Here is a 17,076-nt window from a genome sequence, read left to right as displayed (position 1 = left end):
GCGGCCGATCGACTCGCGTTTAAAAATGGCTTGCCATTATTTACGTTGTATGTGATAACACGTTTTGGGTTAAACGAGGTACAGTTCTGTTTATGTATGGCATTATCAGTAAAGAAGTTCTGAGTAAACACGTTGACGTTGATACCGCTTCTCTGCCGAACCTTATATTAGTGCCTCATGCAGTCATGTCTCAGTTTTATCTATGAAAACGCCTGCGGGCGCAGAAAACACTCTAAGGAATTTTGCAAATGGCAAAGATTAAAGGTCAAGTTAAGTGGTTCAACGAGTCTAAAGGTTTTGGTTTCATTACTCCGGCTGACGGCAGCAAAGATGTATTCGTACACTTCTCTGCAATCCAGGGTAACGGCTTCAAAACTCTGGCTGAAGGTCAGAACGTTGAGTTCGAAATTCAGGACGGCCAGAAAGGCCCAGCGGCTGTTAACGTAACCGCTATCTGATTCGACGACCACTGATCTTGCGGCGCGCAAGCGCAACATTATCAGACATAAAGCCTCGCAATTGCGGGGCTTTATCATTTATACCCCCTGCGATTTCCCCCTCGCTTTACCTTCCGCCGCTGCCAGAATAGCGGTACACTTCGCCCTTTGTTATCAAGCCGGAGTTGCTATGTCCTACAGTTGTCCGCTCTGCCACGCGCCGCTCACGCGCAGCGGCAATAGTTACCTTTGCCCGCAGCACCACCAGTTTGACCGGGCGAAAGAGGGCTACGTCAACCTCCTGCCGGTCCAGCATAAGCGCTCCCGCGATCCGGGCGACAGCGCTGAGATGATGCAGGCGCGACGCGCGTTTCTCGATGCCGGGCACTATCAGCCGCTGCGCGATGCCGTTTGCGATAAGCTACGCATGATTGCGCCGCGGCAGGTACTGGATATCGGCTGTGGTGAAGGCTACTACACCCACGCGTTCGCCGCTGAAGCGCAGGAAACGTGGGGGCTCGATGTGTCGAAAACGGCGGTTCGCTACGGCGCGAAGCGTTATCCGCAGGTGAATTTCTGCGTCGCCTCCAGCCAGCGTCTGCCGTTTGCCGACGGCTGCATGGACGCGGTGATCCGCATTTATGCCCCGTGTAATCCGCTGGAACTGAAGCGCGTGGTGAAGCCTGGAGGGTGGGTCATTACCGTGACGCCCGGCCCACGTCATCTGGTCGAACTGAAGGGATTAATCTACAGCGAAGTGCAGCTGCATGCGCCGCATTCGGAAGTGATTGAGGGTTTTACGCTGCACAGCCATGAAGCGCTGGCCTATCCGATGGCGTTGACCGGCAGTGAAGCGGTTACGCTATTACAGATGACGCCGTTTGCGTGGCGGGCGAAGCCGGACGTGTGGGATGCACTTAAGCAGCGCAGCCAGTTTGACTGCCAGACGGATTTTGCCATCCACGCCTGGCAGCGAGAGGCTGATTAACCCATAAAGTGGGCGTAGAGGATCTGCGCGCCAATCGCGATCAGCACAATCCCGCCAAGAATTTCGGCTCGTTTACCCAGCAGCGGGCCGATGAAACGGCCTACCATCATACCCAGCGTCGACATCAGGAAGGTGGCGCAGCCGATAGCGAAAGCGGTCGCCAGGATGTTGACCTGAAGGAATGCCAGGCCTACGCCGACGGCCATTGCATCGAGGCTGGTGGCGATGGCCGTGGTGACCAGTAGCCAGAAGCCGTGACGGCGCGGCGCTTCTTTTTCTTCTTCGTCGTCATCGCCACGGACGCCCTCGACGATCATACGTCCACCGAGGAATACCAACAGCACAAACGCGACCCAGTGGCTCCATTCCATGACGAAGCGGCTGGCCAGCATGCCCAGCCCCCAGCCAATAAGCGGCGTCAGCATTTCAATCACACCAAAAATAAGACCGGTGCGCAGGGCTTCAGAGAATTTAGGTTTATGCAGGGTTGCGCCTTTACCAATTGATGCTGCGAATGCATCCATTGACATGCCTAAGGCAAGGAGGATAGTGGCGGTTAAATTCATGAGCGTGTCCAGACCGGGAAGTTTCCATACGACACATTCCTGCCCCCAGTAATCAGCAGTAAATGCGTCTATGGTCTCGCTTGACTACTGACGTAATCCGTACGCACCACGTTTTGCAACGAGTATGTTGACACGTACATTCCCAGCAAGTGGAAATCAGCTACTCCCCAACGACGGGCGCAACCTTAACATATTTTTAGAATATAAAACAACTCTTGCTATTGCATATTTTATCGTTTAATGATAACGATTTTCATTTAGATTTATTGCGTAATCAAGAAGTTAAAAAATAGGAAGTCATTTGGCGGAATAAACATAGCCAACGCTATATTACGACTGTTTGAATATAACACAGTTATAGCGATGGCTATATTTTAACTCATTGATTGTTAATGAGAAGATTGTAGATCTTTTCCAGGTCATCAATATTTTTGACCCGCACAAGAAGACGGCGCTGCTCTAATTGCATCACCAGTACGCCATCCTCGGATAAATTCATTTTCTGGATGCGGCTGTATTTAATCCACGCATTGGCGAAGAAAAAGCCTTCCGTTTTGAAAATAATTTTGGGGCTGCGGATCCAGAACAGATAAAACCCCATCAGCGCCAGCGCGCATAATAACCAGGTGGTCATTATTGCGCCGTGGTGGGTGACGTTGTTATAAACCAGAATGACAATCAGCACGACGAATATCACGCTGTCTACGCGGCCTGGGCGCAGTAGCGGGACGGAGAGTAGGGTAGCGCCATGACGGCGAGGCATGATGAACTGGTCGTAAATGGCGAATGCCAGCAGCGCAAGAATGAAAAGTACCAGTATCAGGTCCGTTACGGTCATTAAGCCTCCAGATAAAAAAACCGGGGGCACAGGGCCCCCGGCGAACAGCAGATATTACAGACCCAGCAGGCCGATAGCGTAGCCCACGATACCGATGACGAAGAAGCCAACGATGATCCACAGGGCATTGACTTTCTTACGCAGCAGCCACATACAGGCGAAGGTCAGCAGCAGCGGTACCAGACCCGGCATCAGCTGGTCCAGGATAGTCTGCACGGTAGTCACACGGGTTTGACCATCCTGACCGGTGATGGTTGAAACCACCAGCGGAATGTTCACGTGCGTCCATTTGTTAACCAATGCCCCCATGACAAACAGGCCGAGGATAGACGCCCCCTCTGTCAGTTTCTGCAGGAAGCCACCGCCCATATCGCTAACGATATCGATACCTTTACGGTAACCGTAAGCCACGCCGTAATAACGGGTTGCCAGACGGACCAGGTTGAACAGGATGAAGAACAGCAGTGGCCCAAGCAGGCTACCGCTCATCGCGATACCGGCACCCAGCGCCGCGAAGACCGGACGAACGGTACCCCAGAAGATCGGGTCACCGACACCCGCCAGCGGCCCCATCAGACCAACTTTGATGCCGTTGATGGCCGCATCGTCAATCTCTGCGCCGTTCGCACGCTGCTCTTCCATTGCCAGGGTTACGCCCAGCACTGGCGCCGCGACATACGGATGGGTGTTGAAGAATTCCAGGTGACGTTTGATGGCTTGTTTGCGCGCATCGTTGTTCTCTGGGTACAGGCGTTTAATCGCCGGAACCATGGAGAAGCAGAAACCCAGCGCCTGCATACGTTCGAAGTTCCATGAACCCTGAAACAGGTTAGAACGAATGAACACGCCACGAATGTCACTCGGTGTGAGTTTTTTCTCAGTGGTAGTTTTAGTCATATCAACCATGTCGCTCACCTGTTAGTCCAGTTCGTTATCAAGATCGTTGTTGCCTGCAGCCTGAGCTGGCGCACCGGCGACGCGGTTATATTTCGGGCTAAGCTGGATGTAGAGAACGGCCATAACGGCGCCAATCACACCCAAAGCAACCAGGTTGAAGTCAGTGAACGCCGCAGTGACGAAGCCGAGGTAGAAGAACGGCATCAGGTAGCCTGCGCGCATCATGTTGATGACCATCGCATAACCGACGACCACGATCATGCCACCGGCGATGTTCAGACCGCTGGTCACAACTTCCGGAATGGCGTTCAGCATGCTCTGAACTTCGCTGGTACCGACGGAAATAGCAACGATAACGGCCGGGATAGCAATACGCATCGCCTGCAGGAACAGGGAAGAGACGTGGATCCATGACAGCGCCGTAAGGTTACCGTTTTCAGCGGCTTTATCTGCTGCGTGCTGGAATGCCACGGTGATGGTACGGACGATGATGGTCAGTACCTGGCCCGCTGCCGCCAGCGGAATCGCCAGTGCGATACCTGCACCAATACTTTGATGCCCGGCGATAACCAGAATGGTGGAAATAATAGATGCCAGAGCGGCATCTGGTGCAACCGCCGCACCGATGTTCATCCAACCTAGTGCGATCATTTCCAGGGTACCACCGATGATAATACCGGTTTTCATATCCCCGAGAACGATACCGATCAGCGTACAGGCGACCAGCGGACGGTGGAACTGAAATTCATCGAGTATCGATTCCATACCCGCAATACATGCGACGATGAACACCAGCACAATCTGAAGAGTGGTAATCTCCATTGTACTTCTCCTATTGCTAATTCAAACTTAAGTGTGAAAGCTAAAAAGTTGCCAGAGTGCTTATTTCGGCACTTTAGCAATCAGATCCATCATTTTCAGTCGCTGATCGGTTGAAACCTTACGGACTTCCAGCTCGATACCGCGTGCGTTCAGTTTGTTAAACGCCTCGATATCTTTCTCGTCAACGGATACCGCGTTATTCACCTGGGTTTTGCCCTGGCGGAACGCCATACCACCGACGTTTACGGAGGTCACCTTCACGCCGCCTTCCACAATACGTTCTACGTCAGTCGGGTTAGTGAACAGCAGCATCACACGTTCACCCGCGTATTTCGGGTTGTTGTAAACGCGGATCATTTTGGCGACATCGACAACGTGTGCCGTTACGCCAGGAGGAGCAACTTGAGTCAGCAGCGTTTTGCGCACGGTATCGGCAGCGACTTCATCGCTGACGACAATAATGCGGCTCACGTTAGTCTCTTTGGTCCAGCGGGTGGCGACCTGACCGTGAATCAGACGGTCATCAATACGAGCCAGACCGATAATCATGTAATCGTTCGGGCCCATCGGTTTCGCTGGAGCAGCGGCTTTCGGTGCAGCAGGTGCGGCAACGGGCGCGGCTTTTTCTACCGGTTTCGCTTTCAGCGCTTTCACGCCTTCGCTACCGGTTTCAACAGCCAGCGCAACCAGCTCATCAAAACTTGGGTTATCGTCACGCGCCATAAAGGTTTCAACCAGCATCGGAACGTTGACGCCGGCGATCACTTCATAGTTTTCTTTGTCGACAACAATGCGGCTAGCCGCGTTGAATGGGCTACCGCCCCAGGTATCAACAAGGAACAACACGCCTTTGCTGGTATCAAGCTTTGCCAGCTGCGCGTTGTATTTTTCGATTAACGTTTCTGCATTCTCGCCAGGCACGAAATCGATCCAGCCAACATTCTCCTGCTCACCCAACAGCATCTCTGCCGTTTTCAGCAGTTGTTCTGCTGCCCAACCATGTGTGCCTATAACAATAGCAATCGTCACTTGCTACCTCCTTTATTATCGTGTGTATCAGTAGGGCTGATACATTTTGAACCGATGCCATAACCGAATCGATTCAGACAATGGTTAGAGAGAAAATCCAATAACTACCGAGAATTATTTTAGACAGTGAAAGAATAATTAATGTGATGAAGATCCGTAATTTAGTTAAAGGACAGCAATTATTTTGTGGTGCAAAAAATTGTCTTACATTTTGCAAAGACGCGTAAATCTTTGCCAAAATGCTCATTGTTTTTGCTATGTTGTATTTCCGTTTAATTACACAGGAGTATAGGGCATCAGCCCGTAGTATGGATCGTCACCGACGTCTTTTCGCCATTGACCGCCGTTGCGGCACACCTCCCGGCCTTCTGCGCCACCTTTTTTTATCGCCCGGTATCGTCTCGCTTAAACATGACATAGCGATGACTCGTCACGTCTCTCGTTGGAGTGGTTTATGGAACTGTTGATGGACCCGTCAATTTGGGCCGGATTGTTGACGCTTGTCGTTCTGGAAATTGTTCTCGGTATTGATAACCTGGTGTTTATCGCCATCCTGGCCGATAAACTGCCGCCAAAGCAGCGTGATAAAGCCCGCCTTATTGGTCTGTCGCTGGCGTTGGTGATGCGTCTGGGGCTGCTTTCCGTTATTTCCTGGCTGGTCACGCTGACCGCGCCGCTGTTTAGCGTATGGGGGCAGAGTTTCTCCGGACGCGACCTGATTATGCTGGTCGGCGGCCTGTTCCTGCTGTTTAAAGCGACCACCGAGCTGCATGAGCGGCTGGAAAACCGCCAGCACGACTCAGGCCACGGTAAGGGCTACTCCAGCTTCTGGGTGGTGGTGCTGCAGATTGTGGTGCTGGATGCCGTGTTCTCGCTGGATGCGGTGATTACCGCCGTCGGCATGGTGAACGATCTTCCGGTCATGATGGCCGCCGTGGTGATTGCCATGGGCGTGATGCTGCTGGCGTCTAAACCGCTGACGCGATTCGTGAACGAACATCCTACGGTCGTGGTGCTCTGTCTGAGCTTCCTGCTGATGATCGGTTTGAGCCTGGTGGCTGAAGGCTTTGGCTTCCATATTCCGAAAGGCTACCTGTACGCGGCAATTGGCTTCTCGATCATCATTGAACTGTTTAACCAGATTGCGCGCCGTAACTTTATCCGTCATCAGTCAACGCTGCCGCTGCGTGCGCGCACGGCAGACGCCATCCTGCGCCTGATGGGCAACCGCAAACCGGTCAGCGCCGCGCAGGAAGAAGGCCACACGACGACCGTGCCGGTGCCGGAAGGGGCCTTCGTGGAAGAAGAACGCTACATGATTAACGGCGTGCTGACGCTGGCCTCGCGTTCGTTGCGCAGCATCATGACGCCGCGTGGCGAAATCAGCTGGGTCGATGCCGATCTGAACGCTGATGAAATCCGTCAGCAGCTGCTGTCGTCGCCGCACAGCTTGTTCCCGGTGTGCCGGGGCGAACTGGATGAAATTGTCGGTATTGTGCGCGCCAAAGAGCTGCTGGTGGCGCTGGAAGCCGGTGAAGATGTGTTAGCGCTGGCTGCCGCCAACCCGGCGATTATCGTCCCGGACACGCTGGACCCGATTAACCTGCTGGGCGTGCTGCGCCGGGCGCGCGGTAGCTTTGTGATGGTGACCAACGAGTTTGGCGTCGTGCAGGGGCTGGTCACGCCGCTGGACGTGCTGGAAGCGATTGCCGGTGAATTCCCGGATGCCGATGAAACGCCGGAAATCGTGGCCGATGGCGAAGGCTGGCGGGTGAAAGGTACTACCGATTTGCACGCGCTACAGCAGACGCTAGGCCTGGATAACCTCGTGGACGAAGATCACGACTACGCCACCGTGGCGGGGCTGGTGATTGCCGTCAACGGGCAGATTCCGGCAGTGGGCGAAACGGTTGAACTGCCGCCGCTGCAAATCACCGTGACCGAGGCCAACGGCTACCGTATCGATCAGGTGCGGGTGCTGAAGCTGTCTTCACCGCACGACGAAGACGCGTAATCCGTGTTCACCCGGCCGAGGCGTATCAGCGCTGACGCCGGGGTTTTGCCTGCTCCTGCGGCTAGACTTTTTCTGCTTCATTCTCAGCCAGCCAGCGGGGGAAATCCGCCAGCGGCATTGGCGGTGAGAACAAATATCCCTGCAGTAAATGCACGCCGTGGCGCTGCAGGTAAAGCGCCTGCTCCTGCGTCTCAACCCCTTCTGCAATCAGCTCAATATTCAGGCGCTGCCCCAGCGCGATGATAATGTCCGTCACCGCGGAGTTCACCGCATCGGTGCCAATTGCTGCGGTGAATGCTTTATCAATCTTCAGCACGTCAGGATGCAGCATCTCCAGCCAGGAGAGGGAGCTATTGCCGGTTCCGAAATCGTCAATTGCCAGCTTAACCTGATGATTTCCCAGTTCACTGCGTAGCGGATAGCTCACATCATGCGGAGCATCGCGTTCCGTTAACTCGATGGTCAACTGCTGTACCGGCTGATAGCTAAACCAGTGCTGCTGTAAATCCTTCAGCAGCCGACCATGTTTAAAGTGCGCAGCCGCGACGTTAATACCTATCTGAAACGCGCGATCGTTGGGAAACAAATGCAGTTTTTTCGCCGTTTCGCTGATGACATAGCGGGTAAGGGGAATAATCAGGTTTTGCGTTTCCGCAATCGGGATAAACACGTCCGGCTCTACCCAGCCCACTCGGGGATTGTGCCAGCGGAGCAGGATCTCAACGCCGATGCAGCGCTGCATACGGGCGTCCATCTGCGGTTGACAGTAGAGGCTGAACTCTTTACCGGCGATGCCCATGTTGATCTCGCGTGAGAAGCTCAGCCGCCCAGCGGTTGCCAGCCAGGCGATCCATGTAAACAGCACGCTCATAATAATTGCCAGCGGCAGATCGGTGATCAGATTGCGTAGCGCAAGCCGCGCGGGGCCCGGACTCAAGGCACTGATGCTAAAGGGGAAGGCGGTGGATGTACGGGTATAGATTTTGTCGTCACCCGGCGACAGCGCGTTATTAATGCCGGGACCGTGCTGATAATTCAGATCGCCCACGTTCAGGCTGATACGGTTAATTAACGGCGGCGAGGGTTCAAGAATGATATTGCTGATCAAATCAATATTAATCGAGACCATGACGCCGTCCTGACCGTCGTCGGAGGCCGGGTACCACTGAATCAGAATTGGTGTTCCCACGATCAGGGAGTGATCGAGCGTCAGCGCCAGCAGCGGCAGACGGCTGGGCAACTGTGGCTGGAGGCTGTGTAGCGCAACGTCACGTGCGCCCAGCGCGCTGGAACAGTACAGCTTACCGGCTTTTACCAGCGCAATAGAGCGCACGGTTTGCAGCGCAACGGCCAGCTTGCGCAACGGCAAATGGATGGCCTGACAGGGCTGGCCCACCAGCGCAAGCATGTCGCTGCGCCGAGATTGCAGCGGCTGTAATATTTTATTCAATCGCTAAACGGAATGCGCGGTGAGCTGGTCTAGCTGTTTCTGATTTTCGCCACGCTGCGAAATAAATCGTGTCCCCAGGGTGAGCGCGAAGGCGCAGACCGCGATCACCATACATACCGCGATTCGCTTACGGAGGTACTGCCTGATAATCCATTGTGCTGTCTGCATTTCCGATGCTCAGTGCGGATGTATTGATAATGAAAATACCAGTGCCGACACAGCAAGTGTAGTGGGAAGCGAAAATTGTGAGGAAAATAAGGAGATAAATCACCCACCCGTATTAGGGGGTGGGTGAAAAGGCTGATTAGTCACACTGTACTTTGATGGCCAGACCGCCGCGCGACGTTTCGCGGTATTTGGCATTCATGTCTTTGCCGGTCTCGTACATGGTTTCAATGACTTTATCGAGCGACACGCGCGGCTCGCTGGTACGACGCATCGCCATCCGCGCGGCGTTGATCGCTTTCACCGAGGCGATCGCATTACGTTCAATGCACGGCACCTGCACCTGACCGGCCACCGGGTCACAGGTCAGCCCCAGGTTGTGCTCCATGCCGATTTCCGCCGCGATACATACCTGCTCCGGGCTCGCGCCCAGCAGTTCCGCGAGGCCGGCCGCCGCCATTGAGCAGGCCACGCCCACTTCCCCCTGGCAGCCTACTTCGGCACCGGAAATAGACGCGTTCATCTTGTACAGCGCCCCAATAGCGCCCGCCGCAAGGAAATAGCGGATGTAGATATCCGGACTTACCGACTCGATAAAGTGATCGTAGTAGGCCAGTACCGCCGGTACGATCCCGCAGGCCCCGTTTGTCGGTGCGGTAACCACGCGGCCACCGGCGGCGTTCTCTTCGTTGACCGCCAGCGCAAACATATTCACCCAGTCAACCACGTTCATCGGGTCGTGGGAGAGCTTATCGCTGGACACCAGCATGCGGCGCAGCGCAGAGGCACGGCGCGGGACGCGCAGCGGCCCAGGCAGGATGCCTTCGGTGTTCATGCCACGGTCGATACAGGCGCGCATGGTCTGCCAGACGTTGGCAAAATAGTCTTCAATCTCTTTTTTGCTGTGCAGTGCCAGCTCGTTTTGCATCACCATACCGGAGAGCGACAGCCCGGTTTCTTTGCAGTAGCCGAGCATTTCCGTGGCGGAAGCAAACGGGTAGGGTACGCTGACCGCGTCGCTGGCTTCTTTGCCGAAATGTTCTTCATCGACGATAAAGCCACCGCCGATAGAGTAGTAGGTTTTGCTGTAAACCAGAGTTTCTCCGGCCCAGGCGTGAATACGCATGGCGTTTTCATGCAGCGAGAGGTTTTCGCTGCGAAAACTCATGCCGTCATCGGCCGGGAAATCAACTTCCACGCGCCCGTTGGCCAGCAGCAGGCGGCCGCGGGTTTCTACGTCACGAATAAACGCCGGGATCGCATCGATATCGACGGTGTCCGGCTGGTTACCCGCCAGGCCCATAATAATCGCGATATCGGTATGGTGGCCCTTACCGGTGAGGGACAGTGAACCGTAGACGTCGACGGCAACGCGCGTCACGTCATCAATCAGTCCCTTTTCGACCAGGTCATCGACGAACTGTTTGCCAGCCTTCATCGGCCCTACAGTATGGGAAGATGAGGGACCAATCCCCACCTTAAACATGTCGAATATACTAATCACTTTAACACTCCTGACAGGGTTGCCGCGTTGTTGCGGCAACGATGTAATAACTGCGCATAGTGTATGAGGGAACCCGGCGTTCAGCTTAACTATTCACATGAATTTAACTAATGAATCTCTGTGATTTTACTAATACTGAAAACCGGCGGTTATGATAAGTATAGTCAGGGCTTCAGGCCCACTTGTAGCGCCAGCTCACGAATGATGCCGGCGGTCATGCCCCAGACAAAATAGTGCTGATACCAGGAGAGCCAGACGCGGTGCGAATTGCCGCGACGGTGGATGTCGAGCGGATGGTAACGGCCCAGACGCAGCGCTTCGGCCAGCGGCATTTCGAACACGGAGGCCACTTCATCTTCGCTGGCGTGATAGTGCAAATTCGGCGGGATCACGCCAAGCACCGGCGTCACCTGAAAACCGGTGACGCTGTCGACCGGCGGCAGCATGCCGATAATTTCCACGCTTTCTGGCGGAATGGCGACTTCTTCCTGTGCTTCACGCAGGGCAGCGGCAATCAGCGAGGCGTCGCTGCTGTCTACCGCGCCGCCGGGGAACGCTACCTGTCCGGGGTGTTTGCGCAAACGCGCTGAGCGCTGCGTGAGCAGCAGACCCGGCTCGGGACGGCGCACAATGGGCACGAGCACCGCCGCCTGGCGGGCGTTTAAGGCCGCGCGGCTGGGCTGCGGGCGAAGCAGCTGAAAGCGGGAGAGAAAGTCGTCCAGATTCAGCGAACGCTCTTCCATGTTCAGGACTCCAATTGATGTAAGATACGATTCACTTTATCAAATGTTTCCTGATATTCCGCATCTTCATTACTGTCGGCGACCAGACCGCCGCCAGCGGAGCAGTAAAGCGTGCCGCCGGTAGCGGTGACGGTACGGATAGTAATGCTGGTGTCCATATTGCCGCAGGCGCTGAGATAGCCGATGCTGCCGCACCAGGCGTTACGACGATGCGGCTCCAGCTCGTCAATAATCTCCATTGCCCGCACCTTCGGCGCACCGGTAATGGAGCCGCCGGGGAAAGCGGCGCGCAGCAGATCGCTGGCGTGCAGCGCGGCGGGCAGTTCGGCGGTGATGGTGCTCACCAGGTGGTGTACCGCCGGGAAGGGTTCGACGACAAACAGTTCCGGCACGCGTACGCTACCGGGCGTGGCCACGCGGCCAATGTCGTTGCGCATCAGGTCGACAATCATCAGATTTTCTGCCCGATCCTTCGGCGATGCGGCCAGCTTCTGCGCCTGCGCGGCGTCGGCCTGCGGATCGTCGAGGCGCGGCAGGGTGCCTTTAATCGGGCGGGTCTGGATCTGCTCTTGTTCCAGCTGGATAAAACGCTCCGGCGACAGGCTTAAAATAGCGCTGTCGGCAAAACGTAAAAATGCGCTGAACGGCGCGCGGTTGGCGTGATTCAGGCGGACAAATGCTGCCCACTCGTCGCCGCGATAGCGGGCCTGAAAGCGCTGCGCCAGGTTGACCTGGTAGCAGTCGCCGCTGTGCAGATAGGCCTGCACCTGGCGGAACTTCTCGCCATACTGCTGGCGGCTCATGTTTGAGTGCCAGGCCGACGTCAGAGCAAAGGGCTCGGTCTCAGGCATTGCCTGCTGTTGGAGCCATGCCAGACGCGCATCGATATCGCCGTAGCTGAGCAGGGTGACGACCTCGCGCTGGTGGTCGACAATCAGCGCCCAGTCGTAGAGGCCAACCGCCATATCTGCCAGCGTGATATCGCGTTCGGCGTGCTGCGGCAGCGTTTCGAACCGTCGCCCCAAATCATAGCCGAAAAGCCCAACGGCACCGCCGGTAAAGGGTAAATCGCTTAACGGCTCGCGAGCAAAACCGCGCGCGTCCAGCGTCTGCTGCAACAGATGTAGCGGGTCAGCCGTTGAGGTATGGCTGCTGCCATCGTGGTTTACCACGGTTATTTCGCCGTGGGTTACCAGCGTGGCACAGGGTTCGGCGACCACGATGTCATAGCGGCTGTGCGGGTGATCGGCGTAGCCGGAGTGCAGCATCATCGCCCACGGAGAGGCGCTGAGCGGGGCAAAATAGAATTCCGCGGCGTCCTGTCGCCACGGCAGCGTCATCGTAGAAGGGTGTAACATGGTTATTCTGTCCAGCCAGGTCTGCGCTGCCTCTGGCGAAGAATCGGGCAGCATGAAATAATAAGCGCCCACAATGTAGCAGGAGTCAATAATGTTTGCAGGATTACCTTCACTGAGCCATGAGCAGCAGCAGAAAGCCGTCGAGCGTATTCAGGAACTGATGGCGCAAGGTATGGCGAGCGGCCAGGCTATTGCGCTGGTAGCCGATGAACTGCGTGCGAACCACACCGGTGAGCGCATCGTCGCCCGCTTTGAGGACGAAGACGAGTAAGCGATGGCATCCCGTTTAACGCTGCTGCTGGCGATAGCGCCGCTGACAGCAGCGGCCGCAGAATCTTGCTCGCTAACCGATCCTCAACTGACGCTGCAAAGCTATACCGTTGATGCTGCTCGCGAGCGTATTGCGATGTACTGGCTTAAGCCCGACGGTAAGGCCTACGGTTCGCTGCGTGGGTTGCTTAATGTGATTAACGACGACGGTCGGGTGCACATGGCGATGAACGGCGGAATCTACGATAAAGCCTATGCGCCGCTGGGGTTGTACATTGAAAACGGCGAGCGCAAAGCGGCCCTCAACCGGGCTTCCGGCGGCGGCAACTTTTTCATTAAGCCCGGGGGCGTATTCTATCTGCGTGGTCAGCAGGCGGGGATTGTCAGCCTCGATAAGCTAAAGTCGACGAAGGGCATGGACTACGCGGTTCAGTCCGGCCCGATGCTGATTGAAAATGGCATCATCAACTGGCGACTCAAGCCGTCGGCCAGTTCGCGCAAGTTGCGCAACGGCGTCGGCATCACCGCTCAGGGAAAGGTGGTATTTATGCTGAGCGAACGCGAAACCAATTTCTACGATTTTGCCTGCTATGCAAAATCTCGTCTCAACGTCCGGCAGATGCTCTATCTGGACGGCACCATTTCTAAAATGTACCAGCAGGGGGGCTCGATCCCCTGGCAGTATCATCCTTTCGTCACCCTGATTACCGTTGAGAAGCGGTAGATACGCCTTCCGTTGCCGGAAGGCGGCGGGTTAAAGCTGGATATCCGGCAACAGCTGAGGGTCGTCGTGCAGCGTGACGTGCGCCGCTCGCTCGCCTCGCCAGAAGGTGAGCTGCGTAGCGCCTCGTGCGGTGTGTACGCTGACTTCAGTGAGCGGTGAGCGGGTAGCCAAATCCCACAGACAGACAAACTGTGCCTGCGGCAGATGGTTACGCATAACCAGATAGCTCAGGTCGCTCACCGCCGGGTTATCCGGCGCCAGCCCTTGCCACAGCTCTCCGTCACCGGCCAGCCACAGGGCGAAGGTATCGCCTTCGCGAGCAAAGTGGCGCGGCTGGCAGCCATACAGCGGCGTGACGGTCGACGACGACATGTTTCGCAGCGGACCGCCTAGTGAGAACGGCTGCGGTGTGCCGCTTTGGTCAAGCGCCTGCGCCGCCAGATGCAGCGTCCAGTCAAGCTGCTGGCGATGCGGATTATCGACCGTCGAAAGGTCGATCAGCACATCGTCCAGCCACAGCAGACGACGGCGGAAGCGTACCTCGCGCCAGGCTTCGGCGTCCCACTCGACGCGGGTGTGGCTGTTAAGCGTCGGCGGCGGTTGCCCCCAGTCCACCTCGCAATCCAGCCACAAATAGTCGTCACCCTGATGCTGGCCCAGTACCGTTGGGTTGGCAGGCGGCTGATTGGTCTGGTTAACCGTTAGCGTATTGTGAGTAGCGCTGTTTTTGTAGTAGTCATAGTGCATTCGGGCCCCGTAGCCGGTGGTGCCCAGATCCGGTAGTAGCCAGCCGTCCCGGTGCCACAGCAGCAGGCTCAGGCGATCGTAGTGGTCATGTTCGCCGCCCCACGGGCTGTGTTTTATCAGCACCGCCTGCCGTTGCTGCGGCCGACGCCAGAGGGTTAAACCGGCACCAGGGGCAAACAGGGAATGCTCGGGGATGGGGGAGGCCGCGACCTCTGGCAGCGGTTGGGCGCGCCAGAGCAGCGTTTCCATTTCATCCGTCTGCACATCGGTAAACTGCAGCACCGCCGCGTACTGCGGATCGCGCCAGATAAACCACGCGAATTCGTACAGATCCCGGTGGTGCAGCTTCTCCTGACCGGCAATGCAGTCGTTCAGGCGTGGGAAGGTACCGTCGGGGAGCAGCAGCGACAGCGGGAAGCTGAGCATCTGCCGGTACCACGGGCCGTCAATCAGGCTCCAGCGGCTGCCGCGCGCCAGTTTTTCAAAGGCAAAAAAGCCCTGTAGCGCGTAGTAGTGGTAGTGTACCGAACCTTCAAACCACAGACCTTCCGCCAGCAGGCCGTGCTCGAGCTGCCAGCGAAGGCCGTAGGGAGCGTTAACGGCAAACTCCAGCAGGCTGTCATCTTCCAGCACAAAACCCAGTACACCGAGGGCGGCGTTGATTTTCACCTCATGATTATGGATTTGCGGACTGCGATGCGCCTGTAAAAAGGTCGCCGCACAGCGCAGGAGGTGGCGGCTGATATGCTCGCGTTCGGCCACGCTAAGGCTCTGGCAAATAAAGTCATAGCCCAGCGCCATATCGAGAATACAGTTGGCTTCGCACAGAGTTTGCGCGTTCATTTTCCCCGGGCCGTTGTGCGGAATATCGCCATGCACTTCATAGGCCGGATAAACGTCAGCGTAGCCCATCAGAAGGGTGCGTACTTTGTCGCGGTAGGCGGTTTCGCCAGTCAATTGCCACAGTAGCCCCAACTGCTGACAGGCGCTGGCGTTGCGCCCGTTCATTTCTCGCCACCATGCGCCGTCCCACGGCTCGCCGCTGAAGACTTCGCCGTCCACCGGGCAGCGATGATGGTGCGGTGAGTCCGCCTGCCAGGTCAGCCGCACCCCGTGGTGCGGACAAAAATAGTAGAGATTCCAGGTGGCGATCCCGCTTTGCGGAATACAGACCGCAGCGTGGAGCGCCGGTTGTGCATCCTTAATGAGCCGTTCAATCAGGCCGCTATTGCCGGCTGCACGTCTGGCAATCTCGGGCCATAGCCCAGAAAATTGTTTCATTATTGGTTTTCCCTGGCCTCTGTCGACGCTGGCAGCGGGGCAATCAGCGTGGTGATATCGTCAGGATATTTTGCCCGCAGCCACCGGGCTTTTTCACGGAACTGTGCGTCATCCGGCCAGGCGTGAGCGGCGCTTGCAAGGTTACGCAGCGCTTTTTTGTCATCCATTTTATCGAGATCTTTCCACGGCCAGGCGGCGTCGCTGTTGATAAAGCCGGCGATGTATTGGTAGCCCTTGCGCAGGCTGTGATCGTCGAGGGTAAAGTTCCAGATATCGACGCCCGCTTTTTCGCCCAGGCGACCAAGACGGTTATACGCGTCAAGGTTAAAGTTGCTGTAGTGCCAGGGACGCGTGCGCTCCAGCTCGGCCATCTGGCGGCCTTCTATGTCAAACTGCCCGGCGATGCGGCGTAGCTGGGTGATGTACAGCCGTTTTTTGGCTTCGTCGGCGTTGCCGCTGAACAGCGCAAATGTCGCGGCCTGCATATCGAAATAGGTCCCGTGGTTGTTGTGCCAGTTTTCTTCTTCAAAACCGTTCTGGCTGGTGGTCATCCAGTGATAAAAATCACCGAACCACGTCTTCAGCTCGCCGATCTCTTTGTCGCTGAGCACACCGGACGGCTGCAGAATGGCGATGGCGTCAACCACCTCAACCAGCGCCCGGCTGTCGATGATCCCAATGCCACGCCCGGTATTAATACCGGGAATGGCCTGGGCATGCTGGAGATTGGGCGTCATGTAGGTTTTAGGATCGAGGAACCAGGATTTTATCTGCGCGGCCGCTTTTTGTGCGTAGCGGTCGTCATGTGAGAAATACCAGGCCAGTGCCAGGGTCGAGACATCGTTGCTCATCTTCACCAGCCGGTTTTTGTCGGTGGCGTCGCTGTTGGCATCGGGGTTGGTTTGCCCATCTTTGCGAATGTACGGCAAGCCGTCTTGGGTGTCGGGGTTCGGCCACCAGTAAGGCGGGAAGCTGTAGTAATCGTGCTTGTTGCCGCTGGCGGCGACCAGCGACTTATCCATAACTGAAAACAGCGGGTGCTTTAGCGCCAGATCCGCCTTTTTCAACAGCGCGCCTTCGGCCTGCACGAACAGCGGGTCTTTGGCGGCGATCTGCTGACGGCTGAAGGCCAGATCTTTAGCATCCAGCGTGTACGGTTCGGCGGCGTACAGCGACGCGCTCAGCCCGGAACAGAGTAAGGCAATGCCTAATAGTCCTTGACGTGGTATTGAACTCATAGTGA

The 17,076-nt window shown here is 56.3% G+C and carries 15 protein-coding genes and 4 pseudogenes; 7 read left to right on the top strand and 12 right to left on the bottom strand.

What is annotated here, in order from left to right; genetic code table 11:
• Positions 1-92: 92 nt before the first annotated feature.
• The 3 genes and pseudogenes from H7R58_RS13365 to rlmA all read left to right on the top strand — a co-directional run bounded on the left by H7R58_RS13365 (position 93) and on the right by rlmA (position 1,425).
• A pseudogene (locus H7R58_RS13365) lies at positions 93-236 on the top strand (DUF2627 domain-containing protein).
• Positions 237-248: 12 nt separating this feature from the next.
• The gene (gene cspE, locus H7R58_RS13360) at positions 249-458 is read left to right on the top strand and encodes a transcription antiterminator/RNA stability regulator CspE (RefSeq protein WP_001062678.1); all 210 of its coding nucleotides are present in this window, start codon (positions 249-251) and stop codon (positions 456-458) included.
• A 169-nt stretch (positions 459-627) separates the two neighbouring features.
• Positions 628-1,425 carry a 23S rRNA (guanine(745)-N(1))-methyltransferase gene (gene rlmA / locus H7R58_RS13355; protein ID WP_182930430.1) on the top strand — a complete coding sequence of 266 codons (798 nt, stop codon included), beginning with the start codon at positions 628-630 and terminating at the stop codon, positions 1,423-1,425.
• Here the strand turns inward: rlmA and mntP are convergent.
• The 5 genes from mntP to manX form a co-directional block, all read right to left on the bottom strand.
• Complete coding sequence (gene mntP / locus H7R58_RS13350) at positions 1,422-1,991, bottom strand: manganese efflux pump MntP (protein ID WP_106927703.1); 570 nt, start codon at positions 1,989-1,991, stop codon at positions 1,422-1,424. The two genes, rlmA and mntP, sit on opposite strands and share 4 nt — an antisense overlap.
• 379 nt (positions 1,992-2,370) lie before the next feature.
• Positions 2,371-2,829 carry a DUF986 family protein gene (locus H7R58_RS13345; RefSeq protein ID WP_106927701.1) on the bottom strand — a complete coding sequence of 153 codons (459 nt, stop codon included), beginning with the start codon at positions 2,827-2,829 and terminating at the stop codon, positions 2,371-2,373.
• Positions 2,830-2,883: 54 nt separating this feature from the next.
• The gene (locus tag H7R58_RS13340) at positions 2,884-3,735 is read right to left on the bottom strand and encodes a PTS mannose transporter subunit IID (protein WP_181358014.1); all 852 of its coding nucleotides are present in this window, start codon (positions 3,733-3,735) and stop codon (positions 2,884-2,886) included.
• 12 nt (positions 3,736-3,747) lie between these two features.
• Positions 3,748-4,548, bottom strand: a complete 801-nt coding sequence (manY, locus tag H7R58_RS13335) for a PTS mannose transporter subunit IIC (RefSeq protein WP_106927697.1) — start codon at positions 4,546-4,548, stop codon at positions 3,748-3,750.
• 60 nt (positions 4,549-4,608) lie between these two features.
• Positions 4,609-5,577, bottom strand: a complete 969-nt coding sequence (manX, locus tag H7R58_RS13330) for a PTS mannose transporter subunit IIAB (protein WP_106927695.1) — start codon at positions 5,575-5,577, stop codon at positions 4,609-4,611.
• Between the two features lie 454 nt (positions 5,578-6,031).
• Between manX and yoaE the strand changes: the two are divergent.
• Positions 6,032-6,628 (top strand): annotated as a pseudogene (gene yoaE, locus H7R58_RS25620) (CNNM family cation transport protein YoaE); the annotation flags it as partial.
• 106 nt (positions 6,629-6,734) lie between these two features.
• Here yoaE and H7R58_RS25615 read toward each other — a convergent pair.
• A pseudogene (locus H7R58_RS25615) lies at positions 6,735-6,782 on the bottom strand (hypothetical protein); the annotation flags it as partial.
• Positions 6,783-6,796: 14 nt separating this feature from the next.
• Here H7R58_RS25615 and H7R58_RS25610 point away from each other — a divergent pair.
• Positions 6,797-7,591: a hemolysin family protein gene (locus tag H7R58_RS25610; RefSeq protein ID WP_413774320.1), complete on the top strand. Its 795-nt coding sequence runs from the start codon at positions 6,797-6,799 to the stop codon at positions 7,589-7,591.
• A 61-nt stretch (positions 7,592-7,652) separates the two neighbouring features.
• On the opposite strand, the pseudogene H7R58_RS13320 reads toward H7R58_RS25610, so the two are convergent.
• From H7R58_RS13320 to pabB, 4 genes and pseudogenes are all read right to left on the bottom strand, one after another.
• Positions 7,653-9,209, bottom strand: a pseudogene (locus tag H7R58_RS13320) (EAL domain-containing protein).
• A gap of 136 nt (positions 9,210-9,345) precedes the next feature.
• Positions 9,346-10,710 carry an L-serine ammonia-lyase gene (gene sdaA, locus H7R58_RS13315; RefSeq protein ID WP_182934379.1) on the bottom strand — a complete coding sequence of 455 codons (1,365 nt, stop codon included), beginning with the start codon at positions 10,708-10,710 and terminating at the stop codon, positions 9,346-9,348.
• A 164-nt stretch (positions 10,711-10,874) separates the two neighbouring features.
• Entirely contained in the window at positions 10,875-11,453 is a 579-nt protein-coding gene (locus H7R58_RS13310) for a CoA pyrophosphatase (protein ID WP_106927687.1), read from the bottom strand.
• A gap of 2 nt (positions 11,454-11,455) precedes the next feature.
• Complete coding sequence (gene pabB, locus H7R58_RS13305; protein ID WP_182930432.1) at positions 11,456-12,811, bottom strand: aminodeoxychorismate synthase component 1; 1,356 nt, start codon at positions 12,809-12,811, stop codon at positions 11,456-11,458.
• 91 nt (positions 12,812-12,902) lie between these two features.
• Here pabB and H7R58_RS13300 point away from each other — a divergent pair, with 91 nt between their 5' ends.
• Positions 12,903-13,082 (top strand): YoaH family protein, encoded by a 180-nt coding sequence (locus H7R58_RS13300; RefSeq protein ID WP_106927685.1) that lies wholly within the window; start codon positions 12,903-12,905, stop codon positions 13,080-13,082.
• A 3-nt stretch (positions 13,083-13,085) separates the two neighbouring features.
• Entirely contained in the window at positions 13,086-13,805 is a 720-nt protein-coding gene (locus H7R58_RS13295) for a phosphodiester glycosidase family protein (protein ID WP_106927683.1), read from the top strand.
• Between the two features lie 30 nt (positions 13,806-13,835).
• On the opposite strand, the gene H7R58_RS13290 is transcribed toward H7R58_RS13295, so the two are convergent.
• Positions 13,836-15,833 (bottom strand): heparinase II/III domain-containing protein, encoded by a 1,998-nt coding sequence (locus H7R58_RS13290; RefSeq protein ID WP_182930433.1) that lies wholly within the window; start codon positions 15,831-15,833, stop codon positions 13,836-13,838.
• Positions 15,833-17,071: an alginate lyase family protein gene (locus H7R58_RS13285; RefSeq protein ID WP_106927679.1), complete on the bottom strand. Its 1,239-nt coding sequence runs from the start codon at positions 17,069-17,071 to the stop codon at positions 15,833-15,835. The genes H7R58_RS13290 and H7R58_RS13285 overlap by 1 nt, the downstream gene beginning before the upstream one ends.
• Positions 17,072-17,076: the final 5 nt, after the last annotated feature.

It is taken from the genome of Klebsiella sp. WP4-W18-ESBL-05, assembly GCF_014169075.1.
Classification (GTDB): Bacteria; Pseudomonadota; Gammaproteobacteria; order Enterobacterales; family Enterobacteriaceae; genus Kluyvera; species Kluyvera ascorbata_B.
The sequence above is the reverse complement of the archived record's forward strand: the minus strand, read 5'-3'. Positions and strand labels throughout refer to the sequence as shown.

Bases quoted from the DNA above. Each gene is read 5' to 3' on its own strand.
- H7R58_RS13285 (WP_106927679.1), bottom strand. From the start codon at position 17,071: ATGAGTTCAATACCACGTCAAGGACTATTAGGCATTGCCTTACTCTGT.
- H7R58_RS25610 (WP_413774320.1), top strand. From the start codon at position 6,797: ATGGGCAACCGCAAACCGGTCAGCGCCGCGCAGGAAGAAGGCCACACG.
- H7R58_RS13300 (WP_106927685.1), top strand. From the start codon at position 12,903: ATGTTTGCAGGATTACCTTCACTGAGCCATGAGCAGCAGCAGAAAGCC.
- mntP (WP_106927703.1), bottom strand. From the start codon at position 1,991: ATGAATTTAACCGCCACTATCCTCCTTGCCTTAGGCATGTCAATGGAT.
- manY (WP_106927697.1), bottom strand. From the start codon at position 4,548: ATGGAGATTACCACTCTTCAGATTGTGCTGGTGTTCATCGTCGCATGT.
- H7R58_RS13290 (WP_182930433.1), bottom strand. From the start codon at position 15,833: ATGAAACAATTTTCTGGGCTATGGCCCGAGATTGCCAGACGTGCAGCC.
- H7R58_RS13340 (WP_181358014.1), bottom strand. From the start codon at position 3,735: ATGGTTGATATGACTAAAACTACCACTGAGAAAAAACTCACACCGAGT.
- cspE (WP_001062678.1), top strand. From the start codon at position 249: ATGGCAAAGATTAAAGGTCAAGTTAAGTGGTTCAACGAGTCTAAAGGT.
- H7R58_RS13295 (WP_106927683.1), top strand. From the start codon at position 13,086: ATGGCATCCCGTTTAACGCTGCTGCTGGCGATAGCGCCGCTGACAGCA.
- pabB (WP_182930432.1), bottom strand. From the start codon at position 12,811: ATGTTACACCCTTCTACGATGACGCTGCCGTGGCGACAGGACGCCGCG.
- H7R58_RS13345 (WP_106927701.1), bottom strand. From the start codon at position 2,829: ATGACCGTAACGGACCTGATACTGGTACTTTTCATTCTTGCGCTGCTG.
- H7R58_RS13310 (WP_106927687.1), bottom strand. From the start codon at position 11,453: ATGGAAGAGCGTTCGCTGAATCTGGACGACTTTCTCTCCCGCTTTCAG.
- rlmA (WP_182930430.1), top strand. From the start codon at position 628: ATGTCCTACAGTTGTCCGCTCTGCCACGCGCCGCTCACGCGCAGCGGC.